The 21,739-nt window shown below is 65.8% G+C and carries 21 protein-coding genes and 2 pseudogenes; 8 read left to right on the plus strand and 15 right to left on the minus strand.

What is annotated here, in order from left to right:
* Positions 1–50: 50 nt before the first annotated feature.
* The 3 genes from ACQP2U_RS07205 to ACQP2U_RS07215 all read right to left on the minus strand — a co-directional run bounded on the left by ACQP2U_RS07205 (position 51) and on the right by ACQP2U_RS07215 (position 2,095).
* The gene (locus ACQP2U_RS07205) at positions 51–1,232 is read right to left on the minus strand and encodes an alcohol dehydrogenase catalytic domain-containing protein (protein ID WP_433713957.1); all 1,182 of its coding nucleotides are present in this window, start codon (positions 1,230–1,232) and stop codon (positions 51–53) included.
* A gap of 79 nt (positions 1,233–1,311) precedes the next feature.
* On the minus strand, positions 1,312–1,821 hold the full coding sequence (locus tag ACQP2U_RS07210) for a hypothetical protein (RefSeq protein ID WP_433713958.1): 510 nt from the start codon (positions 1,819–1,821) through the stop codon (positions 1,312–1,314).
* A 67-nt stretch (positions 1,822–1,888) separates the two neighbouring features.
* A complete protein-coding gene (locus ACQP2U_RS07215) occupies positions 1,889–2,095 on the minus strand; it encodes a hypothetical protein (protein ID WP_433713959.1) in 207 nt (68 codons plus the stop codon).
* Between the two features lie 268 nt (positions 2,096–2,363).
* Between ACQP2U_RS07215 and ACQP2U_RS07220 the strand changes: the two genes are divergently transcribed.
* A complete protein-coding gene (locus ACQP2U_RS07220) occupies positions 2,364–3,263 on the plus strand; it encodes a class I adenylate-forming enzyme family protein (RefSeq protein WP_433713960.1) in 900 nt (299 codons plus the stop codon).
* Between the two features lie 124 nt (positions 3,264–3,387).
* On the plus strand, positions 3,388–4,608 hold the full coding sequence (locus ACQP2U_RS07225) for a PucR family transcriptional regulator (protein ID WP_433716389.1): 1,221 nt from the start codon (positions 3,388–3,390) through the stop codon (positions 4,606–4,608).
* Positions 4,609–4,624: 16 nt separating this feature from the next.
* Here ACQP2U_RS07225 and ACQP2U_RS07230 read toward each other — a convergent pair whose 3' ends face one another.
* The 4 genes from ACQP2U_RS07230 to ACQP2U_RS07245 form a co-directional block, all read right to left on the minus strand.
* A complete protein-coding gene (locus tag ACQP2U_RS07230; protein WP_433713961.1) occupies positions 4,625–5,902 on the minus strand; it encodes a diguanylate cyclase domain-containing protein in 1,278 nt (425 codons plus the stop codon).
* Positions 5,903–6,021: 119 nt separating this feature from the next.
* The gene (locus tag ACQP2U_RS07235) at positions 6,022–7,128 is read right to left on the minus strand and encodes a terpene synthase family protein (RefSeq protein ID WP_433713962.1); all 1,107 of its coding nucleotides are present in this window, start codon (positions 7,126–7,128) and stop codon (positions 6,022–6,024) included.
* Positions 7,129–7,371: 243 nt separating this feature from the next.
* On the minus strand, positions 7,372–7,662 hold the full coding sequence (locus ACQP2U_RS07240; protein ID WP_433713963.1) for a hypothetical protein: 291 nt from the start codon (positions 7,660–7,662) through the stop codon (positions 7,372–7,374).
* Between the two features lie 255 nt (positions 7,663–7,917).
* Entirely contained in the window at positions 7,918–8,493 is a 576-nt protein-coding gene (locus ACQP2U_RS07245; RefSeq protein WP_433713964.1) for a hypothetical protein, read from the minus strand.
* A 325-nt stretch (positions 8,494–8,818) separates the two neighbouring features.
* Between ACQP2U_RS07245 and ACQP2U_RS07250 the strand changes: the two genes are divergently transcribed.
* On the plus strand, positions 8,819–9,544 hold the full coding sequence (locus tag ACQP2U_RS07250; RefSeq protein ID WP_433713965.1) for a TetR/AcrR family transcriptional regulator: 726 nt from the start codon (positions 8,819–8,821) through the stop codon (positions 9,542–9,544).
* 130 nt (positions 9,545–9,674) lie between these two features.
* On the opposite strand, the gene ACQP2U_RS07255 is transcribed toward ACQP2U_RS07250, so the two are convergent.
* Entirely contained in the window at positions 9,675–10,196 is a 522-nt protein-coding gene (locus ACQP2U_RS07255) for a cupin domain-containing protein (RefSeq protein ID WP_433713966.1), read from the minus strand.
* A 59-nt stretch (positions 10,197–10,255) separates the two neighbouring features.
* Positions 10,256–12,490 carry a serine/threonine-protein kinase gene (locus ACQP2U_RS07260; RefSeq protein WP_433713967.1) on the minus strand — a complete coding sequence of 745 codons (2,235 nt, stop codon included), beginning with the start codon at positions 12,488–12,490 and terminating at the stop codon, positions 10,256–10,258.
* Positions 12,491–12,726: 236 nt separating this feature from the next.
* Here ACQP2U_RS07260 and ACQP2U_RS07265 point away from each other — a divergent pair, with 236 nt between their 5' ends.
* Entirely contained in the window at positions 12,727–12,996 is a 270-nt protein-coding gene (locus ACQP2U_RS07265; RefSeq protein WP_397035010.1) for a DUF1876 domain-containing protein, read from the plus strand.
* Positions 12,997–13,056: 60 nt separating this feature from the next.
* Here the strand turns inward: ACQP2U_RS07265 and ACQP2U_RS07270 are convergent, their stop codons facing one another.
* The 3 genes from ACQP2U_RS07270 to ACQP2U_RS07280 all read right to left on the minus strand — a co-directional run bounded on the left by ACQP2U_RS07270 (position 13,057) and on the right by ACQP2U_RS07280 (position 14,610).
* Positions 13,057–13,467: a hypothetical protein gene (locus ACQP2U_RS07270; protein ID WP_433713968.1), complete on the minus strand. Its 411-nt coding sequence runs from the start codon at positions 13,465–13,467 to the stop codon at positions 13,057–13,059.
* A 115-nt stretch (positions 13,468–13,582) separates the two neighbouring features.
* Positions 13,583–14,179: a GTP cyclohydrolase I FolE gene (gene folE / locus ACQP2U_RS07275; protein ID WP_433713969.1), complete on the minus strand. Its 597-nt coding sequence runs from the start codon at positions 14,177–14,179 to the stop codon at positions 13,583–13,585.
* A gap of 5 nt (positions 14,180–14,184) precedes the next feature.
* On the minus strand, positions 14,185–14,610 hold the full coding sequence (locus ACQP2U_RS07280) for a hypothetical protein (protein ID WP_433713970.1): 426 nt from the start codon (positions 14,608–14,610) through the stop codon (positions 14,185–14,187).
* Positions 14,611–14,731: 121 nt separating this feature from the next.
* Between ACQP2U_RS07280 and ACQP2U_RS07285 the strand changes: the two genes are divergently transcribed.
* Positions 14,732–15,424 (plus strand): helix-turn-helix transcriptional regulator, encoded by a 693-nt coding sequence (locus ACQP2U_RS07285; protein WP_433713971.1) that lies wholly within the window; start codon positions 14,732–14,734, stop codon positions 15,422–15,424.
* A gap of 156 nt (positions 15,425–15,580) precedes the next feature.
* Positions 15,581–15,892 carry a hypothetical protein gene (locus ACQP2U_RS07290; protein WP_433713972.1) on the plus strand — a complete coding sequence of 104 codons (312 nt, stop codon included), beginning with the start codon at positions 15,581–15,583 and terminating at the stop codon, positions 15,890–15,892.
* 127 nt (positions 15,893–16,019) lie between these two features.
* Here ACQP2U_RS07290 and ACQP2U_RS07295 read toward each other — a convergent pair whose 3' ends face one another.
* Positions 16,020–16,286, minus strand: a complete 267-nt coding sequence (locus ACQP2U_RS07295) for a hypothetical protein (RefSeq protein ID WP_433713973.1) — start codon at positions 16,284–16,286, stop codon at positions 16,020–16,022.
* Positions 16,287–16,352: 66 nt separating this feature from the next.
* On the opposite strand from ACQP2U_RS07295, the gene ACQP2U_RS07300 reads away from it, so the two are divergent.
* Positions 16,353–16,478 (plus strand): Rv1535 domain-containing protein, encoded by a 126-nt coding sequence (locus ACQP2U_RS07300; protein ID WP_433716390.1) that lies wholly within the window; start codon positions 16,353–16,355, stop codon positions 16,476–16,478.
* A 98-nt stretch (positions 16,479–16,576) separates the two neighbouring features.
* Here the strand turns inward: ACQP2U_RS07300 and ACQP2U_RS07305 are convergent.
* Positions 16,577–19,858, minus strand: a pseudogene (locus ACQP2U_RS07305) (cation-translocating P-type ATPase); the annotation flags it as partial.
* 935 nt (positions 19,859–20,793) lie between these two features.
* Positions 20,794–21,225 carry a hypothetical protein gene (locus tag ACQP2U_RS07310; protein WP_433713974.1) on the minus strand — a complete coding sequence of 144 codons (432 nt, stop codon included), beginning with the start codon at positions 21,223–21,225 and terminating at the stop codon, positions 20,794–20,796.
* A gap of 223 nt (positions 21,226–21,448) precedes the next feature.
* On the opposite strand from ACQP2U_RS07310, the pseudogene ACQP2U_RS07315 reads away from it, so the two are divergent.
* Positions 21,449–21,598, plus strand: a pseudogene (locus ACQP2U_RS07315) (hypothetical protein); the annotation flags it as partial.
* Positions 21,599–21,739 lie beyond the last annotated feature (141 nt).

Raw genomic sequence — 21,739 nt, forward strand, 5'->3', positions numbered from 1 at the left:
GGCGGCCAGTCCTCCGATGCCGGACGATCATCGGTGGAGGGGGCCACCTCTCAGGTCGGGTCGAGCACGATCTTCACCGCACCGTCGGTTTTGTGCTGGAACATCTCGTAGGCGTCGGGCGCCTCCGACAGTGGAAGCCGATGGGTGGCAAAGCTTTCCACACCGAGCGGATCGTCGTCGCCCAACAGTGTCAGAATCTCGGGTGCCCAGCGCGTGACGTTGGCCTGTCCCATGCGCAGCTGGATCTGCTTGTCGAACAGGATTCGCATCGGAATCGGATCGACCATGCCGCCGTAGACACCGACCAGCGATATCGTTCCGCCGCGGCGCACGATATCGATCGCGCTGTACAGTGCCGCCAGCCGGTCCACCCCAACCGTGTCGGTCAGCCGCCGTGCTACCGGATCGGGCAGCAATGTGGCAGCGCGCTGCGCCATCGCCGCGACCGGCGACCCGTGCGCCTCCATACCGACCGCGTCGATCACCGCGTCGGTGCCACGGCCGTCGGTGCGCTCGCGAATGGCGTCACCGAGTGCTGAATCGGTGTCGCAGTCGATCACCTCGATGCCACGCGCGGCCACCCGAGCCAGCCGTTCGGGCACTCGGTCCACCCCGATCACCCGCAACCCGCGGTGGGCGGCGATCCGGCAGGCCATATCGCCGATAGGTCCGAGCCCGAGCACGGTCACCGACCCGCCCTCGGGCACGGCCGCGTATTCCACCGCCTGCCATGCGGTTGGTAGCACATCGGATAGGTACAGGAACCGGGTGTCGTCCGGGCCGTGCGGCACGCTGATGTGCGTCGCATCGGCGTGCGGCACCCGCAGATATTCCGCCTGCCCGCCGGGTACCTGGCCGTACAGCTTGGAATACCCGAATAACGACGCGCCGCTCCCGTATTCGCGAACCTGGGTGGTCTCGCACTGGGTCGGCAGCCCGCACGCGCACATATAGCAGTCGCCGCAACTGATCTGGAACGGCACGACAACCCGATCGCCGCGCGTCAATGTGGTCACCGCCGACCCGGTTTCCTCGACGATGCCGATCGGCTCGTGCCCGAGTACGTCGCCGGCGTTCAGATACGCGCCGAGCACCTCGTACAGGTGCAGATCCGATCCGCAGATCGCCGACGATGTCACCCGCACGATCGCGTCGGTGGGTTCCTCGATTCGCGGATCGGCGACATCCTCGACCGCTACCTTGCGCGGCGCCTGCCAGGTCACTGCTTTCATCCGGACTCCTCACCCGTGCGGTCGACTCCATTTCGCCCTACCCGCGCGCGAGCCCGGGAAACCGGCCCCCGGCCGCAAATCACCTGGCGGTACCGAATGCCCGCAACCCGGCCTGTACCCGCCACGGATCGAGCAGCGCGCGCTGCTGTTCGGCCCGCGCGATCAGTTGGTCGAAATCCACATCCGGCAACCGCTCACCCAGCCCGGCCGGATCGCGCAAGGTCGTCCACAGTTGCTTCTTGCGATCGATTCCCATCACGAGGAACTCGAGTTCGGTAAATCTGCTCAGCGGCGAGTAGCCGACCAGACGGCCATTCGGTTTTACGCGCGCGAATCGTTCGAGAATTATCGCGAGTCCGCTCTTCCAGCGGTTTTCGCGTACGCCCACATGGCGCATGATTTGCCGGAACGTCTCCACGTCCTCCGTGATGGCCGCGGCCACCTCGGTCACCGCCGTCTCAGCCCGATCGCCTCGGTTGTTGGCCCGCGCCCGCCGTGCCAGTTCGCGCCACAGCAGGCCCATCGCGAGCTGGTCATCGAGGTAGATGCCCAGCAGGTTGCTCCGCTGGAAACCGAGTAATCCGCTCATATCGCACGGATACCCAGTCTGTCGACAATTCGGCTGCGGCGGGCGCCCGTGCGCACCAGTGCGTCGATCACGGCGATACCGCGAGCGTTCCGGGTATGGGGAGTCGATAGTCGCGTTCGAGGTCGCGTAGGAGCATGGGCCGCCGCCGCCCACCGCCGCGCGGCTCGACTTCGGCGTACGGAACCGGACTGCGCCTGATCACCTTGACCTCGACCGGTGCGGCCTGCTCGGCCGTGGCGGCGGGTACGAGGAGGGTTCCTGGACAGATCATCATGCTTCCGCCTTTCCGGCTGAACGCACTCTGGTTGGGTGAGTCGGTCGTACCCGGCGTCGGTGCCAGCAAACCGACGCCAATGATCTTCCGAGTTCACACGGCTGACTCGAGCCCGACCTGTCGGCTTGGAATTCTGGCGAAATATGGGCAGCGAATTGTCCTCCGGCGACAAGGCCCGAGGTGAAGTTCGTTCATGCACGACGGTGTCCAAGGGCGACGTGACTTCTACCGTTGTCGTCATTCCCCGTACTCATGCTGAGGACCGCCGATGAATCTTTCGACCCTGCCGGATCGCCGTGCGGCTGCCGCACCGGAGGCGGCCGCCATCGCCGACGACAGCACTGACCTGAACAACACCGGATTTCTCGATGCCGTGCGGCGTGCCGCCGCTACCCTGCGCGCTGCCGGAGTCTCGAGCGGCGACGTGGTCGCGATCATGTTGCCCAACACTGCCGCCTTTGTCGTATCGCTGTTCGCTACCTGGCGGGTGGGTGCCACCGTTACACCTATCGATCCGTCGCTGACCGGCTCGGAAGCCGAGTCCCAGTTGACCGACACGGGCGCCGATGTCCTGATCACCGAGCAGCGGCCCAGCTTCGGCGCGACGGTCCACGCCGTCATCCCCGCCGACGAACTCACCACCGCCGAGCCCGATGTCGCCGAACCAGCACTGCCCCGCACCGACACACTGGCGCTGCTCATTTGTGCCAATGGCACCACAGGCAGTGTGACCGTCGACCACGCCAACCTGTACGCCATGTGCTCGATGGCGATCGAGGCGTTCGAACTCACCGGAGCCGACCACAGCCTGCTGAGTCTGCCGCTGTTCCACGTCAGCAGCATCGTGGTCGGCACCTTGTCGCCGCTGCTCGCCGGTGGCCGTGCCACCGTGGCATTCAGCCCGAAGACATTCTTCGATCGCATCGAGCGCAGCCGTGCCACATACATCTCCGCAGTCCCGACCACGTATGAACTGCTTTCGGATATGCCCGCCCAAGTCCGGCCGAACGCCGCATCGGTACGATTCGCCATCTGCGGCGCGGCGCCGGCCGACGACGAACTGTTGACAAAATTCGAACGCCGCTACGGCGTACCCATCATCGACGGCTACATCTCCGAAGTTCCCGTGCGGTGGACGCCGTCGGAATGCTCCCGCCGGGCCAGCTGAGCGGAGCACAACCCGGCGATTTCCCGCACAGCAACCGTGCGGTAACTACCGTTGGGGAGTGACGAGTTTTCGTCGCGACGGTGATGTCGATGTGCGCCGCTATGTCGCGGAGATCGCCGCCCGCATGAACGAGCGGGTGACGGAGATCAGCGCGCTCCTGCGGCGCGGCCTCGAGGAAGATATCCCCGAATTGCGTGGCGACCCCCGCAATATCGAACTGCTCGGCGCCAGCGTGGAAGGCAATGTCGACACCCTCCTGCACGCGCTGCGGCACGAGATACCAGTGGCTCGGATCAGCCCTCCTACCGCGGCCATCGAATACGCCAGACGTCTTGCCCAGCATGGAATTCCGGTCAATGCCCTGGTGCGCGCCTATCGGGTCGGCCAACGCCGGATGACCGAGTTGTTCTTCGCCGAATTACGCGCCGGTGATATCACGCCCGACGATGGTGTGACGGTCGTGGAGGCGATCACCACCATGATGTTCGAATACATCGACTGGATCACCCAGCAGGTCGTCGCGGTGTACGAGACCGAGCGCGAGCAGTGGCTGGAGAGCCGTAACAGTGCCCGCGCGTTGCGCATAGGTGAGGTGCTGTCCGGGGCAAAGCCGGTCGATATCGATTCCGCGACCGAATCCATCCGCTACCCGCTGCATTGGCATCACCTCGCGCTGATCCTCTGGTATCCAGATACCGGCGCGAGCGGCGACGAGCTGATCCGGCTACAACGCTTCGTCCGCGAGTTGGCCGAGGCGGTCGGCACCGCGGCCGCGCCGCTGTTCGGAGCCGCCGACCGGATGAGCGCCTGGGCCTGGCTGCCGTATCGGTCCGAGCAATCCGACGCGGTGGCCAGGGTCTGTGATTTCGCCTGCAAGCGTCCGGAGGCACCGCATCTGGCGATCGGCATCATGAGCCAGGGGGTGTCCGGATTCCGCCGGTCCCATCGGCATGCGCTGCGCGCACGCTCGGTCGCGCTCACCCGCGCGGACGGGGAACCGAGGATCATCGTGGCGAGTGAGCCGGGGCTGTCGGCCGCGGCGCTGCTCGACGGAGGCAGCGCGGAGGTCGGCGAATGGGTGGGCGAGGTACTCGGCGAATTGGCCGCCGACACCGATAACGATGCCCGCTTGCGCGAGACGCTGCGGGTGTTCTTGCGCACCGGATCCAGTTACAAGGCGGCTGCCGCGGAGCTCGATCTACATTCCAACTCGGTGAAATACCGGGTCGGGCGGGCGGTTTCGCGCCGTGGTCGGCCGATCACCGATGACCGGTTGGATGTCGAGCTGGCGCTGCTGATCTGCCACTGGTACGGCACAGCGGTACTGCGGCCGACTTCGGAGTGAGTCCACCGCCCGGACCTCAGGTCGGCGCCTGCAGGGTGTGCAGGACCCAGTGCCCTTTTTCGTTGGTTTTCGCGTAGTAGAGGCTGGCGTCGGCGGCGTCGAGCAGGGATTCGGCATTGGCGCCGGCGATCGGTGTGATAACCGCGCCGATGCTGGCCGCTATTCGCAGCTGCTGGCCGTTGATGGTGATGGGGTCGGGAAATACCGACAATAGTTGGTTCGCGATGGCCGTTATCTGGTCGGTGGTGGCCGGTGGCGGGATCAGCACGACGAATTCGTCGCCGCCGAGCCGGGAAATGAGGCAGTCGTATCCGCGTAGCTTGTCATGCAGGCGGGTAGCCACCGCGACCAGGACTTTATCGCCGGTTCCGTGGCCGAAGCGATCGTTGACATATTTGAAGTGATCTAGATCGGCGAAACACAGTCCCGCGCGGTCACTTTCGTCGGCGGCCGCGATGAGTTCTTCGATCCGCTCGAGCAGGTAGCGTCGGTTCGGCAGGCCGGTGAGCGGATCATGTCGGGCCTGGCGACGAAGTTCGAGCTGGAGCCGGTGTTCTTCGGTGATGTCGGCTCCGATGGCCAGCAGGTAGTCGGGTTGTCCGTCGGCGCCTTTGACATAGGAGATGGCGAATGACATCCACCCGACGCTGCCGTCGGCACGCACCAGTCGACGCTCGAGTCTGACCGTGCCTTCCCCGGAAGGAACCAGTTCGTCGTACAGCACGGCCCGGATATCGTCTCGGTCGTCGGGATGGGCGAAGTCGTACACCGATATCCCGCGCAGCGCCTCGACCGGTACCCCGATCATGTCGGCCAAGCCTCGATTGGCTTCCAGCAGTGTGCCATTGGTATCGCCGATGGCGATCGCGACCGCCGTATTGTCGAACAGGATGCGATATCGCCCATCCTGTTCCTCGCGGCTGCTGTCCTCGGTTGAATACTGCTGCGCACGAGACTGATCCAGGTGTGCCTGATGGCCTTGTCCGAGAGCGACCAGCAGTCCGGCGAGTCGTCGTCCGGCGTCGGGCCGAGCGGTGTATTCGGCCAGCCCGTACAGCACCTGCGCCGACACCGTTGGCACCCGCCCATCGACCAAATGGGCCGCCGATAGCGCCGCTCCGACTCGGGCACCCACGGTCACGTCGAAGGGTTCGGCGTCGAGCGCCGCGGAAAGTTCAGCGATCAGGACGGATAACTGTTGGTATCCGATGTCATCGGGCACGCGCATGCCGTCGGCGGCGGCAAGTGTTTGCCACCAGGTTCGAGCCAGTGCCGCACACTGGGAGTCGTCCACCACAACCCTTCGATACCTTGCGCCGCTCGACAAACCCCTGACCGAGAGCGGCGTTGCGTCCAACCGAACGATAGACCGTGGATACCGTTTCGTGTGGAAATTTCCGGCTAGAGCAACATTCACGAGAGATGGTTTTCGCCGAAGATCGACGTTCCTTTATATCTGAGGGTCGTGTTCTGCCATACCCAAGTGGCTTGCACACACGCGAGCAGGTCCTCGACATGGGCTGAGACCGGTTCGGACACGGAGCTGTCGGTGATCTTCGCGCACCGGCTGACGATCCTGGCCTGAATCCCGCGGAATTCGCTCAGCCGGTCGCGCACCAGTCGTGCGGCGTCGTGCACAGCGTCGGCAAGGTCGGCACCGGCAGTGTTGAGCAGGAAGACCGGGATCAGGTTGAAGTCAGCGCGGTCGTGGATGCATTCTTTTTCGAAAGAGAACATGTCGTTCATCAGCGCCCCGATCTCTACGGTCGAGCGCCGTAGCTGCCGTAGATCGGCGTCGAGCCCGACGGCGCGAATCCGATCCCACGGCAGATACTCGTCGCGACCGAACTCACACAGTGCGATCGCCGGATACATGCCTGACACCTGGGCACGCAGGTCGATGTAGTCCGCCACGGTGAGCAACTCGCCGCGGGCGCGCGCATTCTGATCCCGGATCGCCGGACGAAGATGGTCGATGGTCGAATCCAGGAACCGATTCAGCCAGTCCGGGTCCGCCCGAGCCCCGATCCGCTCCAGGAATTCCACTGTCGCGGCCTCCACCGGAGTGGGATCGGTTGCGGCACAACGCGTATCGAGCAGCCGGCACAGCTGTTCCACCGTCGCGCGTGCCTGCTGCTTTTCGGTATCGGTCAGGTGGGCGAACTTCTCGCGGCCGACAGTGTCGTTGAGCCAGAACAGGATCGCGTTGTAGATCCCGATAATCGTCATCCGTTCCGCGGTGGCAGCATGCGGATGCAGGTACGGAGTCATGCTGTTGTAGTGCGCGCCCCCGGCGGCCAACCAAATCCCGTACCGGCGGCAGAGCTGTTCCACTTCCGCACACGCCTGCTCCCCGAACCGATTCGGCGCGAAACCCGCACAGAAATCGACGATGTCGCAGTCGGGCGTACTGAACAGCTCGCGCAGCGACCACTTCCGCCGCGCGCGGACCAAAGCCGCATAGTCTGCCTGCATCGTGGCGAGCCGCGCCTCGATCACCGGCGTGTACTCGCCAACCACCGAACTCCCTCCCCGAGCACACCGCGCCTGGACAGAGTGCCGGTCCGAATCCGGCAGTAACCGCACCCGGCAATAAAATGATAAACGATCGTAAGCCAGACGGCTTCACTCGATTATCTGGTGAAAGGTCTTGCTGGGGAACGGGTGTGCCGCACTGGGAGTTCAGCGGTGTCGGCCCACGTTGCACGACGATGCCGTGGCCGGTCGCCCGGCCTGGACGGCGGTTCTGCCCCCCGAGCCGGGCTACTCGCTGTGGTCCTGCTGGGCGAGGACGAAGGTGCCCTGGCCGTTCGGGTCCAGTTCGGTGTCGAGGATCTTGTCGTCGAGGAAGGCGGCGGCCTGCTCGTCCAGGAAGATCCGCGACCCTTCCGCGTTCAAGACCTGGTCTTGTTCGGCGGGTTCCGCGGCGATCGCGAGGGACATCGTTTCGGCGCCATCCGTCGTGGAGATCCGCAGCCCGGCATCGGTCGGCGTGCCCTCCGCGGAGGTGATGGTGCGAACTGCCTCGAGGGCATTGGGGGTGAGCATCAGCATCTGTCCGGTTCCTTCCGCTGTCGTCGCAGTCCGCCCAAGTGGGTCGGCTGCACTTCTCGCGGGCCAGTTTCCAGCCCTGATTCCGGTAGCCCCATCGGCACCGGCATCCGCCTAGCAGTAACCATCAACGGCTCGCGCAAACAACCTTCACCGAACCTGCGTGAGTTGATGGGGACAGGCGCTGCCTCCGGCGATCGACCCAACACTCGGGAGGCAACGTTGAAGACCGCGCTGAGCGGTGACGAGACCGAACGCCTAGCTGATCTGGTCCTGTGCGTCAACAGTTTGTCGGGTGTGACGGATGCCTCGCCATCCCAGTGGGAGTTGGACGCGGCCTGCCCGGATATCGCCTATGAGGTGCGCGTAGCCGTCGCGGACCTCGCTGAGGTGGACCCATGCCGAGTGTCGAAGCTCCTCGCAGTCGCTGTGCAGCACTGTCCACCATGCCTCCGCGTATGTCTTGGCGACATGACTGATCACCTCACCGAAGGTGTGCGTGTGGCGGCGGGCGCATCGACTGTGGCGCACGTAGTACGCCGCCCAAGAGTTGATCTTGTCGATGACCTTCGCGATATCCGCATGCAGAGCTGTCTCGGTGACCTCGGGCGGATGCCGCTGTGGATTCAAGACCGCCGAAATCAGGGCAGCGTGCAGATCACCGAGCTCTCTCGCCCATGTGATCAACGGGAACGGCTCGGTGAGGCGCCCGGCGATCGCGGCCAATAGCTGCTCGGGCGAGAGCACGGATGCCGCATCTATCGCTACATCCCCCTGCTCCGCTATATCCGCGTCCGTAGGGGTCACATGTTCTTCCGGCAGTAAGTAGCTCACGGCGCTGCGGACCGCCTTCTACGGCCGATACCGACGCAGCGGTCACCGCCGCGGGCGATGCGCGTCGAGATATTGGCGGCGCTGGCGGAGCGGCTGGTCATGCGAAATATTCGGAGGCCAGTTGTGCGATGCCGGCCTCGGCGGGATGGGCGTGCAGATGCATAGGTCGTGCTCGATTATTTCGAGATGAATGGGTGATGTGGCGAGTGCGGCGCTGCGGCTCGGCGCATAATGCTAATACTGACTGCGCACTCAGTCAACGACTGGGTAGGCGGTCATCGGGTGCTAGAGTCTCCGCAAATTTGGCCGAGGAGGGGTGGGATCAGTGAGTGAGCGTGCGACGGGGCCGGGCAAGTCGGGCGCGATTCTCGATATTTTCACGCGCCATGTAGCCGAGAAGGGCTACGACGGCACCAGTTTCAGTGGTGTCGCAAGTGAGCTGGGCATCTCACAGGGCTTGATCGTGCACCACTACGGCACGAAGGCGCGGTTGTTGGAGGCGCTGCATGTGTCCTATATGCAGCGCCGCATCGGTGAGGCACGGCGAATCGTGTCGGAGTTCCCTACGCCGACCGAGCAGCTTGCCGGGCTGCTGCACGCGGCCATGCTCTATCAGGTGCACGATCGGCATCGGACCGTCGCCTTCCAGCGTGAAGTCGCGCGGCTCGCGCAGGAGGATGAGAACTCCGAGGGGCGCAAGCTGCGCCGGAGTTACATCGGAATCCTGCACGGCGTGGTCGATGCGGGCGTCGCGTCGGGTGAGTTCCGCGCGGTCGATACCAGTATCCGGAGCCTGCTCATCTTCGGTGCCGCGCAATGGGCGTGGACGTGGTTCGAGCCGGAAGGCCGAAGATCTGCCGCGCAGGTCGGTGCCGAACTGGTAGATCTCACCCTTGGATCCCTATTGGTGAATCGCAGATCGCTACCGCGCTTGACCGATCCGGACGGCAGCCTGGTCGCAGCAGTGCTCGAGATAATCACCGCACCAGCCGGTTCGCCCGAACAGTGCGAGTCCCCCGCAAGTCTTCGAGACCTCGAGAAAGACGGCTGATCAGTGATCACCGTGCCCATGAGCATGGACGCGATACCGAGTTCGGTCTTTGGTGTGGTCGTGTAGCGACCGCGTGCGACGCCAGCCCGCATCGCCGCGCCCCTCAGCGTCTCTCGCAGCGAATCTTCGGTCAGTTCGCAGGTCGATCAGCGCGTACGTGTGCACGCATCCCTTGCAGACCGAACAGGATGAGAAGTTCGACCGCACCGCCGTCGGCGCTGCCAAGCCAGTGCGGCAAGGACGTGTCGAATTCGGCCGCCTCGCCGGGTGGCAACGTCAGGTCCCGCTCACCGAGCACGAGCCGCAAGTGTCCGTTGAGGACATAGAGCCATTCGAACCCGTCGTGAGTCTGCGGCGTCGGTTCGAGAGGTTCGGGCCGAGCGGGGATGATCATCTTGAACGCCTGTATCCCGCCCGGGCGCCGCGACAACGGCACGAAGACCATCCCGAACCGCCGGATCGGTTTCAGGTGGATCCGGGGATCGCCCGTGCCGCGGGGCGCCGACGAGATCGTCCAGCGGAACGTCATAAGTGCGGGCCAGCGGGAGCAGCAACTCGAGAGTCGCTCGGCGAGGGTGATCCCCCGGTCGCGCCGCAGCGCTCGTAGCCGTGGCCCCACCATGTCGAGCACGTCGTCCGTTTCCCGATCCACCAGGCCATCTTGCCGCCAATAGCAAGGTTGGCTGCCAGATCGGCGGTATCCGGCTTCGATCAACGAGTATCGGGCTTGTGCAAGACCACCCGCTCTAGCGCGCGCAGGTACGCATCCAGCCTGCGGAACAACCAGTAAGCGGCGACGAACGCGAGCCCGGAGGCCGCGCACAACCCCAGCACCGAATCGCGTACGAGCGGAAGTTCCTCCGGCTCGAGGGCGGTGAATCCGGCCAGCACCCCGACCAGCGGCACCGACGCCGTCACCGCGAGATAGGCGGTGATTCTGCGCCGCAGCGCACGCAATGAGGCGGTGTCGTGCGCCGATGTGCGGCCGTGGCGCAGGTAGATGGGATAGACACAGCGCACCACGTAGAACGTGGAAAGGAAGAAGGTATAGGCAACGGAGATGGTGCCCGCCACCAGAACGGTCGCGGCCGCATGGACCATCAGCCGCGTCGGTAGGTCGGTGAACCAGTGCAGCAGCAGCAACCCCATCACGGTTGCGCATACCGCGAACAGCAGCGTGTTCATCGCACACAGGTCGCCCCAAAATAGTGTTCGCGACCGCACCCGCGCGAGCACTGCCTCGCTGTAGCGTCTGCCGGCGCGCAAACCGCGCGGAACCGCGAGCAGATCACGCGACATGTATGCGTAGATGAGAATGGCCGGCGGCGTGGCGCAGAGGATGAAAATGATGACACCCGTATCGAGCTGTGCGTTGGTGGCATCGGTAAGCCGCTCTCTGATCAGTTCCTGAACGTGCACGGCCAGATAGACCGTAGCCAGGGTGACGCCGACCAGCGACGATAACCACAGGATGGGGGTGGGCCATCGCGAAAGTCGTGCCCGCCAACTGTTCGGCGGCGGATAAACAAGGTCGCGGGCCAGTTCCTCGAGGCACAGGTCGAACTGCTGCGCCAATTCCGAACCGCACGAGTAGCGGTCTTCGCGCTCGGGCGACAGACACTTCAGCAGCACTCGGCGCAACGCCACCGGGCAATCCGGCGGAAGCTCCGCCAGGAACGTCGATTCGACGGGTCTGCGCCGCAGTTCGAGCATGCGGGCCAGCGACGTCTGCGAATCGCCGGCGGAGGTTTCGTCCGCGAATGGTCGGTGCCCCGTGAGCAATTCCCACAGCATGACGCCCAGCGCGTAGATGTCGCTTCGTGTATCGAGGTCGGCGGCGGTCGCCGAGAAGTCCGGATGGCAGGCTTCGAGCTGTTCGGGCGACATATACGCCAGCGAGCCGCCGAAGTACGCCAGGGGACTCGTGCCCTTGAGGTGTTTGCTGGAGCTGACATTGAAGTCGGCCAGTTTCGGGATTCCCTCGGCGCTCAGTAGCACGTTCGCGGGTTTGATGTCTCGATGCAATACCCCTCGGTCCGACGCGTGCTGCAGCGCGTCCGCGAGTCGCCGGCCCAGCCAGGCGATGGTCTCCGGCCACGTCAATGCGGCGGTCTGAGTCCGAACAGCCGATTCTGTGGGCCGAACCTCGCCCTTTTCGGCAAGTACCTTGTCGATGGCATCGAGCAGCAGTTGCCCGCTGCGGTATTCCAGCGGCGTCGAGCGCTGTAGGCGCAGCACGTCGAGCAGCGTTCCTCCGGGTAGGTACTGCATATAGAGCAGCTTCAGCTCGCCGTCGGCGATGAATCGCTGGTCGAAGATGCGCACGATGTATTCGTGGTCCAATTGCGCGAGGGTCTGCGGCTCGTTGCCGTGGTTATGGGAAATCTTGACCGCGACCAGTCGCTGCATTGATTGTTGTCGAGCGAGGTAGACCTGGGCGAAGGCACCGGACCCGATCCGCATCAGGAGGTCGAAGTCGTCGATACGGTGGCCGACATCGATGGCGTCGAGAACCATCTGGGCACTCGGACGAGCAATCATCGTGCTGCGGTAATCGCTGGTGAGCTGCGCGAGCTCGGGTCCCGCCGCCGTGGCGGTCGTCTCGTCGAGCATGCTGGCCGCATCGGCCGAGTGCGAACCGCGGCGCAGGGCGTGGAACTCCTCATAGATCAGCTCGGCTGGCAGCGGACCATCTTGCAGCTCTGCGAATTCCGCACGATATTCGGTCAGTCGTTTGGGAAAGTCATAGTGAAGCCAGCGGTATTCGAGATCGATCTTGATCAGTTCGATCAGGATCGTGCGCCGCTCAGCCGGTTCACAAGGCAGGTATGCCGACAGATCCGGTGGGGACCCGGACGCCCAAGACTCGGAAAAGCGCGCCACCGCAGCGGCTAGCGCTGTGCGGGTTCGCGCAGCTGGATCGACCAGATCGGTCGGCTCGTACATCGGTCGCTCGGAGATCAGCGCCAGACGATCAGCCAGCGGCTACGCGTGATGCGGCCCATGTCGCGGTTGCCCCACATTATTTCCTTTCCGGCCAAACCTCCCTGCCTAAGGGTATCGCCCCGGTGCGAGCGCATGGTCAGCAAATTCGCCGAACCGAGCATGGTGTGCGCGAGCCATGGTGGTGCGATATTGGAGGTGTAGCGACACAGTCCCTACTGATCTGGAGGGCAGTGCGAATGCCGTCGAAAACTTGGAACATCGCCATCGCCATCGAAGAAATCGATCGCCTGACCAAAGTAAAAGCGCAGCTACTCGGCCGTGACGATGGGCCATTGATCGCGGCCGGGTCCGCGCACGCCAATCCCGCCGACGAGAATGTTCCCGCCATCGGCGATGAGCTCGCTTGTGCCCGTGCGCTGCAGGATCTGGCCCACCAACTGCTGTACGCGGCCATTGCGGATATCGAAGCCCACACGCACAAGCCGGTGCAGGGCTTGCGAGGCTGACATCGACCACGCCGGGGTTGACTTCGACAATCTGGTTTGACGGTTCCGAAGGTCAAGGCGTCACAGCGCCGCGAGTGCTACCGCGGCTACCCACAGCTCTCGATCGATCGGATCGTCCGGTACGCCGTATTCGGCCGATCGGAACGTTTCCGCGATATCGGCACCGGGTCGGTCCCGGGACGCCGTCCAAAGATTGCCCCGCGCGTCGGCCGTCCGCATCAGCGCCGATTCCGTGTGGAATCCGAACCCCCACAGCGTCTTACGAGGCGCCTGCGAGAACACCAGCGTCGCCAAATCCTGGAACGGCGGGTCAGCCGATGTCGGCTGGGTGAGAACGCCGATCTGATCCGGTCCCGCGAGGGTGAGGCCGAAAAAGAGGGGAGTCGAGTCCCACTGTTGGTTGGATCCGAGCAAGGTGGCGGTCACGGTTCGGATCAACTCGTCGGATGGGTACAGGATCGTTCTCGACATGCATGCCTTCCACTGGATGGGCCACGCTTCGTCGGTAACGGTAACGGTTACCGCGCGGACATGGGCTCGGTCCAGCCACCAACCGTTCTGGAATTGTCGCCGTTGTCCGGACCGGTCAGGGGGCGATGCCGGTGAGGGAGAGGAATTCCTGGCGGGAGCGGGCGTCTTCACGGAGGGAGCCGAGAAGGGTGGAGGTCACGGTAGTGGTTCCGGCTGCTTGCACGCCGCGCAGTGTCATGCAGGTGTGCTCGGCTTCGATGACCACGCCGACGCCTTTGGGTTGAAGCTGTTCGGCGAGCCAGTCGGCGATCTGTTTGGTGAGTCGTTCCTGGACCTGGGGACGGCGAGAGAAATGCTCGACGATACGGGCGAGTTTGGACAGCCCGAGGATGCGGTCACCGGGTAGATAGCCGACGTATGCGACGCCGACGAAGGGTAAGAGGTGGTGTTCGCAGACCGACCGCAGCGGGATGCGGCGGGCGAGTACGAGTTCGTCGTAGCCTTCGTCGTTGGGGAAGGTGGTCAGATCGAACGGGCGTGGGGTGAACAGTTCGGCGTAGGCGCGGGCCATCCGACCGGGGGTGGCGTGCAGGTGTTCGTCGTCGAGGCCGACGCCGAGCGCGGTCAGGAAGTTCCGGGCGGCGAGCTCGGCGGCGACCAGGTCGATGGTGGTCGCGGGGTCGTGGACTACTCGTAGTGCGGGCTGGGACACGGTGATCAGTTCCCGCCGACGCCGAGGGCGGTGAGCAATACGAGGACCACGGTGGTGACGGCAAGGACGCCGTGGCCGCCCACGACGGCAACCGGGAAGTGTTTCTCGGCCGGTTCTGGGTTTGTTGTCGCTGCGGTTTCGGTGCGTGCCCGGTAGACGGGCAGCCAACGCAGCAGCATGACGAATCCCAGCAGTGCCACCGGGATCAGCAGTGCGAATGCGATCCAGGCAAGGGCGTCGTTGTCGATGGCGAGGTAGACGATCCACACGACAAGCCCGACGACGGCGAGCGCGAAATGCCCGAATAGGACCGGTACGGGCAGATGGCTCGCACTCGGTTGGCGTGCACCGCCCTTGGCGATCCAGGTGCCGAGCAGGACAAACCCACCGACGGCGGTGAGCAGCCAAAGGATCAATGCTGCGATACCCATGATGTCTCCTGACTGGTTACACCAAAGATTATTGGTGTTATTGCTTGCGCTGGTCAAGTTGCCCTCGCTGGTCGGGTACCCAACGCGTTCCGACCAACACAGTCGGCGTTATTGTGGTCGTGTGACCAGTGAATCGGCGATCGGCGCGGTGGCCGCGCTGGACGATGAGCTGCGCCGCGGCATGTTCTGGTTCATCCGCGCTGCCGGGCGCCCGGTCACCCGCGACGAAGCCGCCGAGGAGGTCGGAATCTCGCGGAAGCTGGCCGCATTCCATCTGGACAAGCTCGTCGACGCCGGCTTGCTGCAGGCTCGATACGAACAGGTCGGCGGGATCCGGCGGGTCGGTCGGGCGCCGAAGGTTTACGAGCCCACCGATACCGAAGTTCGGGTGAATATCCCCGACCGACGCCACGAGGTGCTGGCCGACATCCTGATCGGCGCGGTACTCACCGAGACTTCCGACGAGACCGCCCGAGCCGCGGTGCGGCGGGTGGCAGCCGAGCGTGGTGTGGGAATCGGAGCGGCCATGCGGAAGCGTTTGCGGCCCGGTCGACTCGGCGCGGAACGTGCCATGACCCTGCTCCACACGTGGCTCGCCGAGCACGGATTCGAACCCGTCCGCGCCACGCCGGACTGCATCCGGCTTCGGAACTGCCCGTTCCATCCCCTGGCCGCGCAGGCACCCGACCTGGTGTGTGGACTCAATCGCGCCTATCTCGCCGGCGTGCTCACCGGACTGCGGGCCGATTCCGTCACCGCCGAGCTGGCGCCGAAAGCCGGCGAATGCTGCGTACAGCTCCGTCCCGCGACATAGGACAGGCTCGCTCCACGACCGCATGACCTGACTGTGACGCCCTGAGCGTGACTGTCTCGGTTGTGCAGAAATCCGGAAAAACACCTTCCCTTCATGACGTACCATCGATTAATGTGTCGTTATATAGCGGTACGTTAATTGAGGGGAAGATGTCTTATGGAGATCGCCACGAAGTTCTGGACGGTACGTCGAGTGGTGGTCGCGACGGTGTTCGCCATCGCGCTGGTGCTGGTGACGGTCGCCTCGCCGCACCTTTTCGCGGCCACGGCTGGCCCTCGGGATTCGCACAGCCCCGGCGGCGGTCATGGCTACGGAGCGGGTTCGCGTCCGAACAGCAGTGACCACAGTCAGCAGAACAGCGGTTACGGTTACGGAGTGCGCTCCGGCAGCGGCGGCCACGATCAGTACCGTGGCCGCACCGAGAACCCCTGCCGGTACACCCCCACGGGGACGTGCGGAGCGCGCTGACAATCCGACGTGCTCAGTCCGCGCCCGGCGACCCCGGAGCGGCAGTTCGAGGCAGCGGCGAGCCAGCTCCGGGCTGAGCAGCGCATCCGATCGCGGCACCGCGGGTGCCGGGGTCGGGTGCGCTGGTCTAGGCGTCTTCGAGGGCTTCGCCGATCTGGTGGGCGACGCGGTTGTGCTGATTCTGCACCAGCCAGTGACCGGTCGCGAGGACGACCACTACGGGCCATTCGATGATCTCCGCCGCGGCCAGGGCGCCGAGGGCCCCGTAGTACGCCAACTGTTCGGGCCGGGGGAGGTGGACCCGGCCGAGCCCCGGCAGATCCAGCGCGAAACCTTGGGCGGCCAGCACCCGGTCGACGGCGTTTCGGTGGCCGGTTATTGATTTTTCGGCCATGTGTTGCCTCCCGGTCATGGTGTGTTCGAGTATTCGACTCCTGGCATCCGCATGGTGTCCAGTGTGATGAGTAATGGTGTTGGCGTGAGCTCGGATCCCTTGACGAGCGCATTGACGCAGGTGCTGACGGTGCCGTTGCGCGAGGTGTACGCGGTGCTCTGGCGTCTGGGGGTCATCGAGATCCTCGACTGATTATCCCGCTGTCGACCGCCCTTGGTGAACAGTCGGGGAACGATAGCGGCGATGGCGGTGGCGACGGCGGCAGTGGACAGCGCCTGCCACCAGCCGATCGGGCCCAGGGGTGTGCTGCCGAGTAGTTGGCTGACCCCTGGGGTGCTGATCAGCACGGCCAGGACCAGCAGTGAACCGGCCGCGGTGGCGACAACCAGCGGGCTGTGGGAGTCGATGAGCGTCTGTCCCAGCTGGGTGGTCACCAATGCCACCAACGCGACCGTCGAGGCGCGCTGTCTTCGGCCGGTGAATTTCGCCTGCACCCACGCGACCATGGCCGCGCAGGCGGTCGTCGCGCCCCGCACCGCTACCGTCCGCCACAACGCGGCTCGGTCGGGTCCGCGACCGGTGTACCGCGACTCGGCGCTGGGCGGGCTGACCGCGAGTGCCGCGGCGGGCAGCGCATCGGTGAGGATGTTGACCAGCAGCAGTTGGCGGGTGTTCAGCGGTGCCCGCCCGGTCAGGGCAGTGCCCGCGATCGCGAAAGCCACCTCGCCGGCGTTGCCGCCGAGTAGTACGGCCACCGCCGACTGCACGCGCCGCCACAGTTGACGGCCCTCATCGAGGGCGTCCAGCAATGCGCGGATTCGCCCGTCGAGCAGCATGACGTCCGCCGCGGTGCGCGCAGGGTCGCTGCCGCGTGCGGCCACGCCGATGCCGACGGTTGCGGTGCGGATGGCCGCTGCGTCGTTGGAGCCGTCGCCGACCATGGCGCACACGTGACCCAGCCGCTGAATCGTCTCGACGATCTGCACCTTGTGCTCGGGGGACATCCGGGCGAACACGCGCCGACTCTGCACCGCCCGCTCTTGTTCGTGCCGCGACAGGGCCTCCCATTCGGGCCCGCTGATCACCTGATCATCGTCGATGGACATGCCGACTTCGGCGGCGATGGCGGTGGCCGTCACGGGATGGTCACCGGTGATCAGCCGCACCGCGATGCCGCGCTCGGCCAGCTCGGCCAGCACCTCGGTCGCGTCCGGGCGCGGCGTGTCCGATATGCCGAGCAATCCGGCGAATCGCAATCCAGCGCCGCACAATTCGGCGAAGGCGCCGCTGTCGTCGCGCACCGAGCGGGCCTGCGTCGCCGAAAGCTGCCGGGTGGCGACGGCGATCACCCGCAGTCCCTCGGCGGCCATCTCGCGCACCTGCAGCTGTGCCGCGTCGTCGGCATCGTCGCATGCGGCGAGCACCACCTCCGGCGCTCCCTTGATCGACAACTGCGTATCGTGCACGGAGACCGAGAAGGCGCGACCGGACCGGAACGGCAGATGTGCCGCCGGCTCGCCGTGGTTCAAGTGTCGCCCAGCGTCGGCGACCGCGCGGTCGGTGGCGTGTTCGTGCGGCTCGCCGTTAGCGAGCGGGGTGGCCCGCAGGGCGTGGATGAGCACATCGTCGGCGGACAAATCGGAAGCGGCATGCACCCTGGTCACGCGGAGTCGGTTCTCGCTGAGCGTCCCGGTCTTGTCGAAACACACCACGTCGACACGGCCGAGGGCCTCGACCGATCGCGGACTTCGCACCAGCGCGCCCGCATGGCTCAGTCGCCGTGCCGATGCCTGCTGCGCCAGCGTCGCGACCAGCGGCAGCCCCTCCGGGACCGCAGCCACGCCGACGGCGACACCGCTGCTGACCGCCTGGCGCAGACCGGTGCGCCGCAACAGTCCGAGCGCCGTGACCAATCCGCCGCCGACGAGGCTGAACGGCCATGTCTTGTTCGTGAGATCTTTCAGTTGTGTCTGCAGACCGACCGCGGGGCTGTCTTCGTGTGCGGTGGTGGTAGCACGACGTGCTCGGGTCTGTTCGCCGACGTCGGTGACGATCGCGACCGCGATGCCCGCGACCACGGTCGTGGTGGCGTAGAGCATGCAGGCTCGTTCGGCGACGGGCGCGGCCGGTGTCGCGCCGACCTGTTTCGGCACCGGCAGCGATTCCCCGGTCAATGACGATTCGTCGACTTCCACGTCGAGCGCATGGGTGAGCCGAGCGTCGGCGGGCACGACTTCACCGGGCCGTACCTCGATGAGGTCACCGGGTCGCAAGTCGGTGGCGTCGACCATCGCGTAGCGATCGGCGTCGACCAGCTTGCGCGCCGGTGGGGCCTGGTCGGCCAGCAGTCGCCGCAGCAGCCGTTCGGCCCGGATCCGCTGAGTCGCGGCCATGGCCGCGTTCCCGGCGAGCACCGACCCGACCAGGATCGCGTCGACGGGCGAGCCGAGTACCGCGCTGGCCGCCGAGCCGACCGCGAGCACCGGGACCAGCGGGTCGGACAGTTCCGCGCGCATCGCGCCGACGAAATCCCCCATCGCTCGGCGCACCGGCGCGATGACCGACTGCGCGGGATAAGCCGCAGACACCGACTCCGCTCGCTTATCTGCCTCGACGGCCTTCGACGCCAGCACACGACGCACGTGTTCGACGGACATGGCGTGCCATTCGTGCACACTCGCGGTAGGAGGCGGTGGGCTTGCGAGCGCTGCGCGGGCAAGCCGGTATCCCGTCCAAGCGCCAGCGGCGGCCCCCGCGCTGACCGGGCCCGAGCCGAGGCTGCGGACACCGGGAATCATCAGCAACGCACCTAGCAGGGAAGCACCGGCGGCGATTTCGACGCCGCGCTCGCTGGCTTTACGGGCCGCGGGCACGGCATGCAGGATCCGCCACACGTCCTGCAGGTCGTCGACGAGTACATCGGCGTGCCACGGCGGCGGACCGCCGGCGGTGACACCGATCGCGACGTCGGCATCGGCCAGTGCCTGGCCGGCGGCACTCGACAGCACCGCCACTGTGCGACCCTCCCGCTGCAACCGGTGCACCGCGTCGGCCAGCGCTTCATCGACGGGCCGGGGCACCGGATCGAGATCGTCGAACGACGAGCGCAGGTCGTCGAGCATATCGACGTCGAGCGACACCGCCTCCGCCCCGCTGCAGCGCACTTCGCGCAGCACCGCCGCCGCCAGCGGATGATGTGCGAACCGCACGAGCACCGCGCCGCCCCCGCCATTGCCGCACAGCTGCCCCGGAACCGGCTGCCACCCGGGCCGCCAAGCGCTACGGTCCAATCGCTCCTGTGCCCACTGCCATGCCACCGCCCGCTCGTGCTCGGGCACACCGCGGATGCGCGCGACCCGCAGTTCATCGGAGCACAACACCCGCGGATCGACCACCACCGCATCGATCCGGTCCAGGCATCGGAAAACCTGGGGCCGCAACGGCAACACACCGTACCGATCGGCCAGGTTGCGGGCGAGTGTCGCGGCGAACGACTCCCGGCTGGTGCGAGCGGCTTTCGGAGCGGCGACGGTGACGGCACCTGCGGCGGCGTCGAGGTCGCCGGTGAGCATGCCGATCGCCGGTGCGGCGGCCGCTTGCGCTGCCGCGCTGCGGTCTGCGTGGCGCTCGACCGGTCCAGGCGGCAGCGGTGCCGGTCGGTAGCCGGGGCGGATACCGTCGACACATCTCGCGTGCGTTGCGAGACGGGGTTCGCGGCGTCGCCAGAGCGTGGCCGCGGCGCGGGTCTCGGCGGCTTTCGCGATGTGGATGAATATCTCGACGCCCAGCGACGCCGGTTGCTGAGTGACGGTGTACGCGGCGGCAGCGGCCAGCGCGATCGCGCTATCAGCGGCGCCGATGCCGAGGCGCTGTTCGACCGCACGACGCAGCCGTGGTTGGTGATCGACGAGTGCGACAACGGCGTTGAGGCCTGCTGGCAGCCGTCGCCAACCGGCCACCCGGCCGGCCAGCGCGACACCCAGACCCACCGCGTTCACCGCAGCCGAAACCGCGCTGCCGGCCAGCGCGACACCGTCGGCGGGCAAATCAACCGGCTGGAGGCCCGAAACGGACTGATGCCGGCGTTCGACAGCGTCCACCACTGCGCACAGCTCGTCGACGATGGTCGGGTCGTTCACCTCGGCGATGACCCGCGACAGCGGATAGTTGAGCGTCACCGAGATCACGCCCTGATGCGAACGTACGGCGGCGAGCACCTCGGGACCCAGCTCGTTGTGCGGGTCATGGCCGTCCAGGCCACGCACTTCGATCCAGCAGCGGCGCCGGCCGCACCAACGTCGCCGAGCCGTCCTACCACCGAGCAGTTCCGATGAGGCCTGGGTGACCGCCTCGACCACCCGGCGATCGAATATCGTGCGCACCGGCAGGCTGACCAGCTCCACACCAGCGGCGGCGGCGCCAGCGGCCGACCGCGCACCCGCCCCGACGGCGCGCGCGGGCAGTGACGAAGCGGTCTGTATCAGTAGGCCCAAGTCCACGTCGAGGACTAACCCTGGCTCGACGAGCGTCGTGCCCGGGCCGTGGTCTTGGACGCGGGGGTCGTCTTCGTCGCGGTAGTGGGTTGTGTGTCTGCCCTCTGTGTGCTGCTCGGGGTCTGTCCGGCCCGATCGCCGACGGCGGACGCAGGCTGTCGGCCCGATTGGTGCGCGAGACGATGGACCACCAGGGCAGCGCCGCCGATGCCGAGCAGCACCGGCCAGTCCACCAGCCCCGTGGCGCCGATCGCCGCCAATGTCAACACCGCCGCCGGTGTCGAGTGGCTGCCGCTGCCGAGCCCGTGCTTCACACCGGCCGCGGCGCCACGAATACCGCCGACCATACCCTCGACAGCAGCGCCGCCCACGGCACCGGCCGCCGTCGTCGTCGCATCGGCCGTCCGAGCGATCACGTCCACTACGCCGTCGGAAATGTTCATCATCACTCCGTCGCGTTCACCTTATGGACACCAATGAGCAAACAGCAGTTTACCTCAAGTGAAAGAGTTAGCGTGAAGGTCAGAGCCTCATCCTCACCGGGTGTGGCCTCGACGATGGCTGGCACGTTACGGCACAGCAACCCCTCGCAATCGCGTATACCGCATCGAATTCGAAAGTGATGCTCGGCTGGGGCCGGACTGCAACCAAGGTGAAATGGATGTCCCCATGGGGGCGCCTTGCGTGTACCCCCGCGGCGCGCGAAGGAGAAGGTTCAGGGTTGGTGACGAGGACGGAATTGCCCAGATGCGCAACCGTTTGCGACGCGCGCACGGGTGGCAGCTGGCCGGGGTGATCTCGATGATCGAGCAGGGTCGCGGCGGTCTGCCTGCCGCCCTGCAATGTCATCGTGGCGATGATCCTGCCGATTCGGGGTCGGTCTTGCCGAAGCCATCGATCCCCGAATGCTGGTTGAGATACCCGAGAGCACGCACTGCGAGGCGACCGACGAATTGCGGA

The organism is Nocardia sp. CA-084685 (genome assembly GCF_050955785.1).
In the GTDB taxonomy this organism is placed as follows: domain Bacteria; phylum Actinomycetota; class Actinomycetes; order Mycobacteriales; family Mycobacteriaceae; genus Nocardia.

Coding starts and splice junctions, on each gene's coding strand:
- ACQP2U_RS07205 (WP_433713957.1), bottom strand. CDS start 1,232: ATGAAAGCAGTGACCTGGCAGGCGCCGCGCAAGGTAGCGGTCGAGGAT.
- ACQP2U_RS07210 (WP_433713958.1), bottom strand. CDS start 1,821: ATGAGCGGATTACTCGGTTTCCAGCGGAGCAACCTGCTGGGCATCTAC.
- ACQP2U_RS07215 (WP_433713959.1), bottom strand. CDS start 2,095: ATGATGATCTGTCCAGGAACCCTCCTCGTACCCGCCGCCACGGCCGAG.
- ACQP2U_RS07220 (WP_433713960.1), top strand. CDS start 2,364: ATGAATCTTTCGACCCTGCCGGATCGCCGTGCGGCTGCCGCACCGGAG.
- ACQP2U_RS07225 (WP_433716389.1), top strand. CDS start 3,388: ATGAACGAGCGGGTGACGGAGATCAGCGCGCTCCTGCGGCGCGGCCTC.
- ACQP2U_RS07240 (WP_433713963.1), bottom strand. CDS start 7,662: ATGCTGATGCTCACCCCCAATGCCCTCGAGGCAGTTCGCACCATCACC.
- ACQP2U_RS07260 (WP_433713967.1), bottom strand. CDS start 12,490: ATGTACGAGCCGACCGATCTGGTCGATCCAGCTGCGCGAACCCGCACA.
- ACQP2U_RS07265 (WP_397035010.1), top strand. CDS start 12,727: ATGCCGTCGAAAACTTGGAACATCGCCATCGCCATCGAAGAAATCGAT.
- ACQP2U_RS07270 (WP_433713968.1), bottom strand. CDS start 13,467: ATGTCGAGAACGATCCTGTACCCATCCGACGAGTTGATCCGAACCGTG.
- ACQP2U_RS07280 (WP_433713970.1), bottom strand. CDS start 14,610: ATGGGTATCGCAGCATTGATCCTTTGGCTGCTCACCGCCGTCGGTGGG.
- ACQP2U_RS07290 (WP_433713972.1), top strand. CDS start 15,581: ATGGAGATCGCCACGAAGTTCTGGACGGTACGTCGAGTGGTGGTCGCG.
- ACQP2U_RS07295 (WP_433713973.1), bottom strand. CDS start 16,286: ATGGCCGAAAAATCAATAACCGGCCACCGAAACGCCGTCGACCGGGTG.
- ACQP2U_RS07300 (WP_433716390.1), top strand. CDS start 16,353: ATGAGTAATGGTGTTGGCGTGAGCTCGGATCCCTTGACGAGCGCATTG.
- ACQP2U_RS07310 (WP_433713974.1), bottom strand. CDS start 21,225: ATGATGAACATTTCCGACGGCGTAGTGGACGTGATCGCTCGGACGGCC.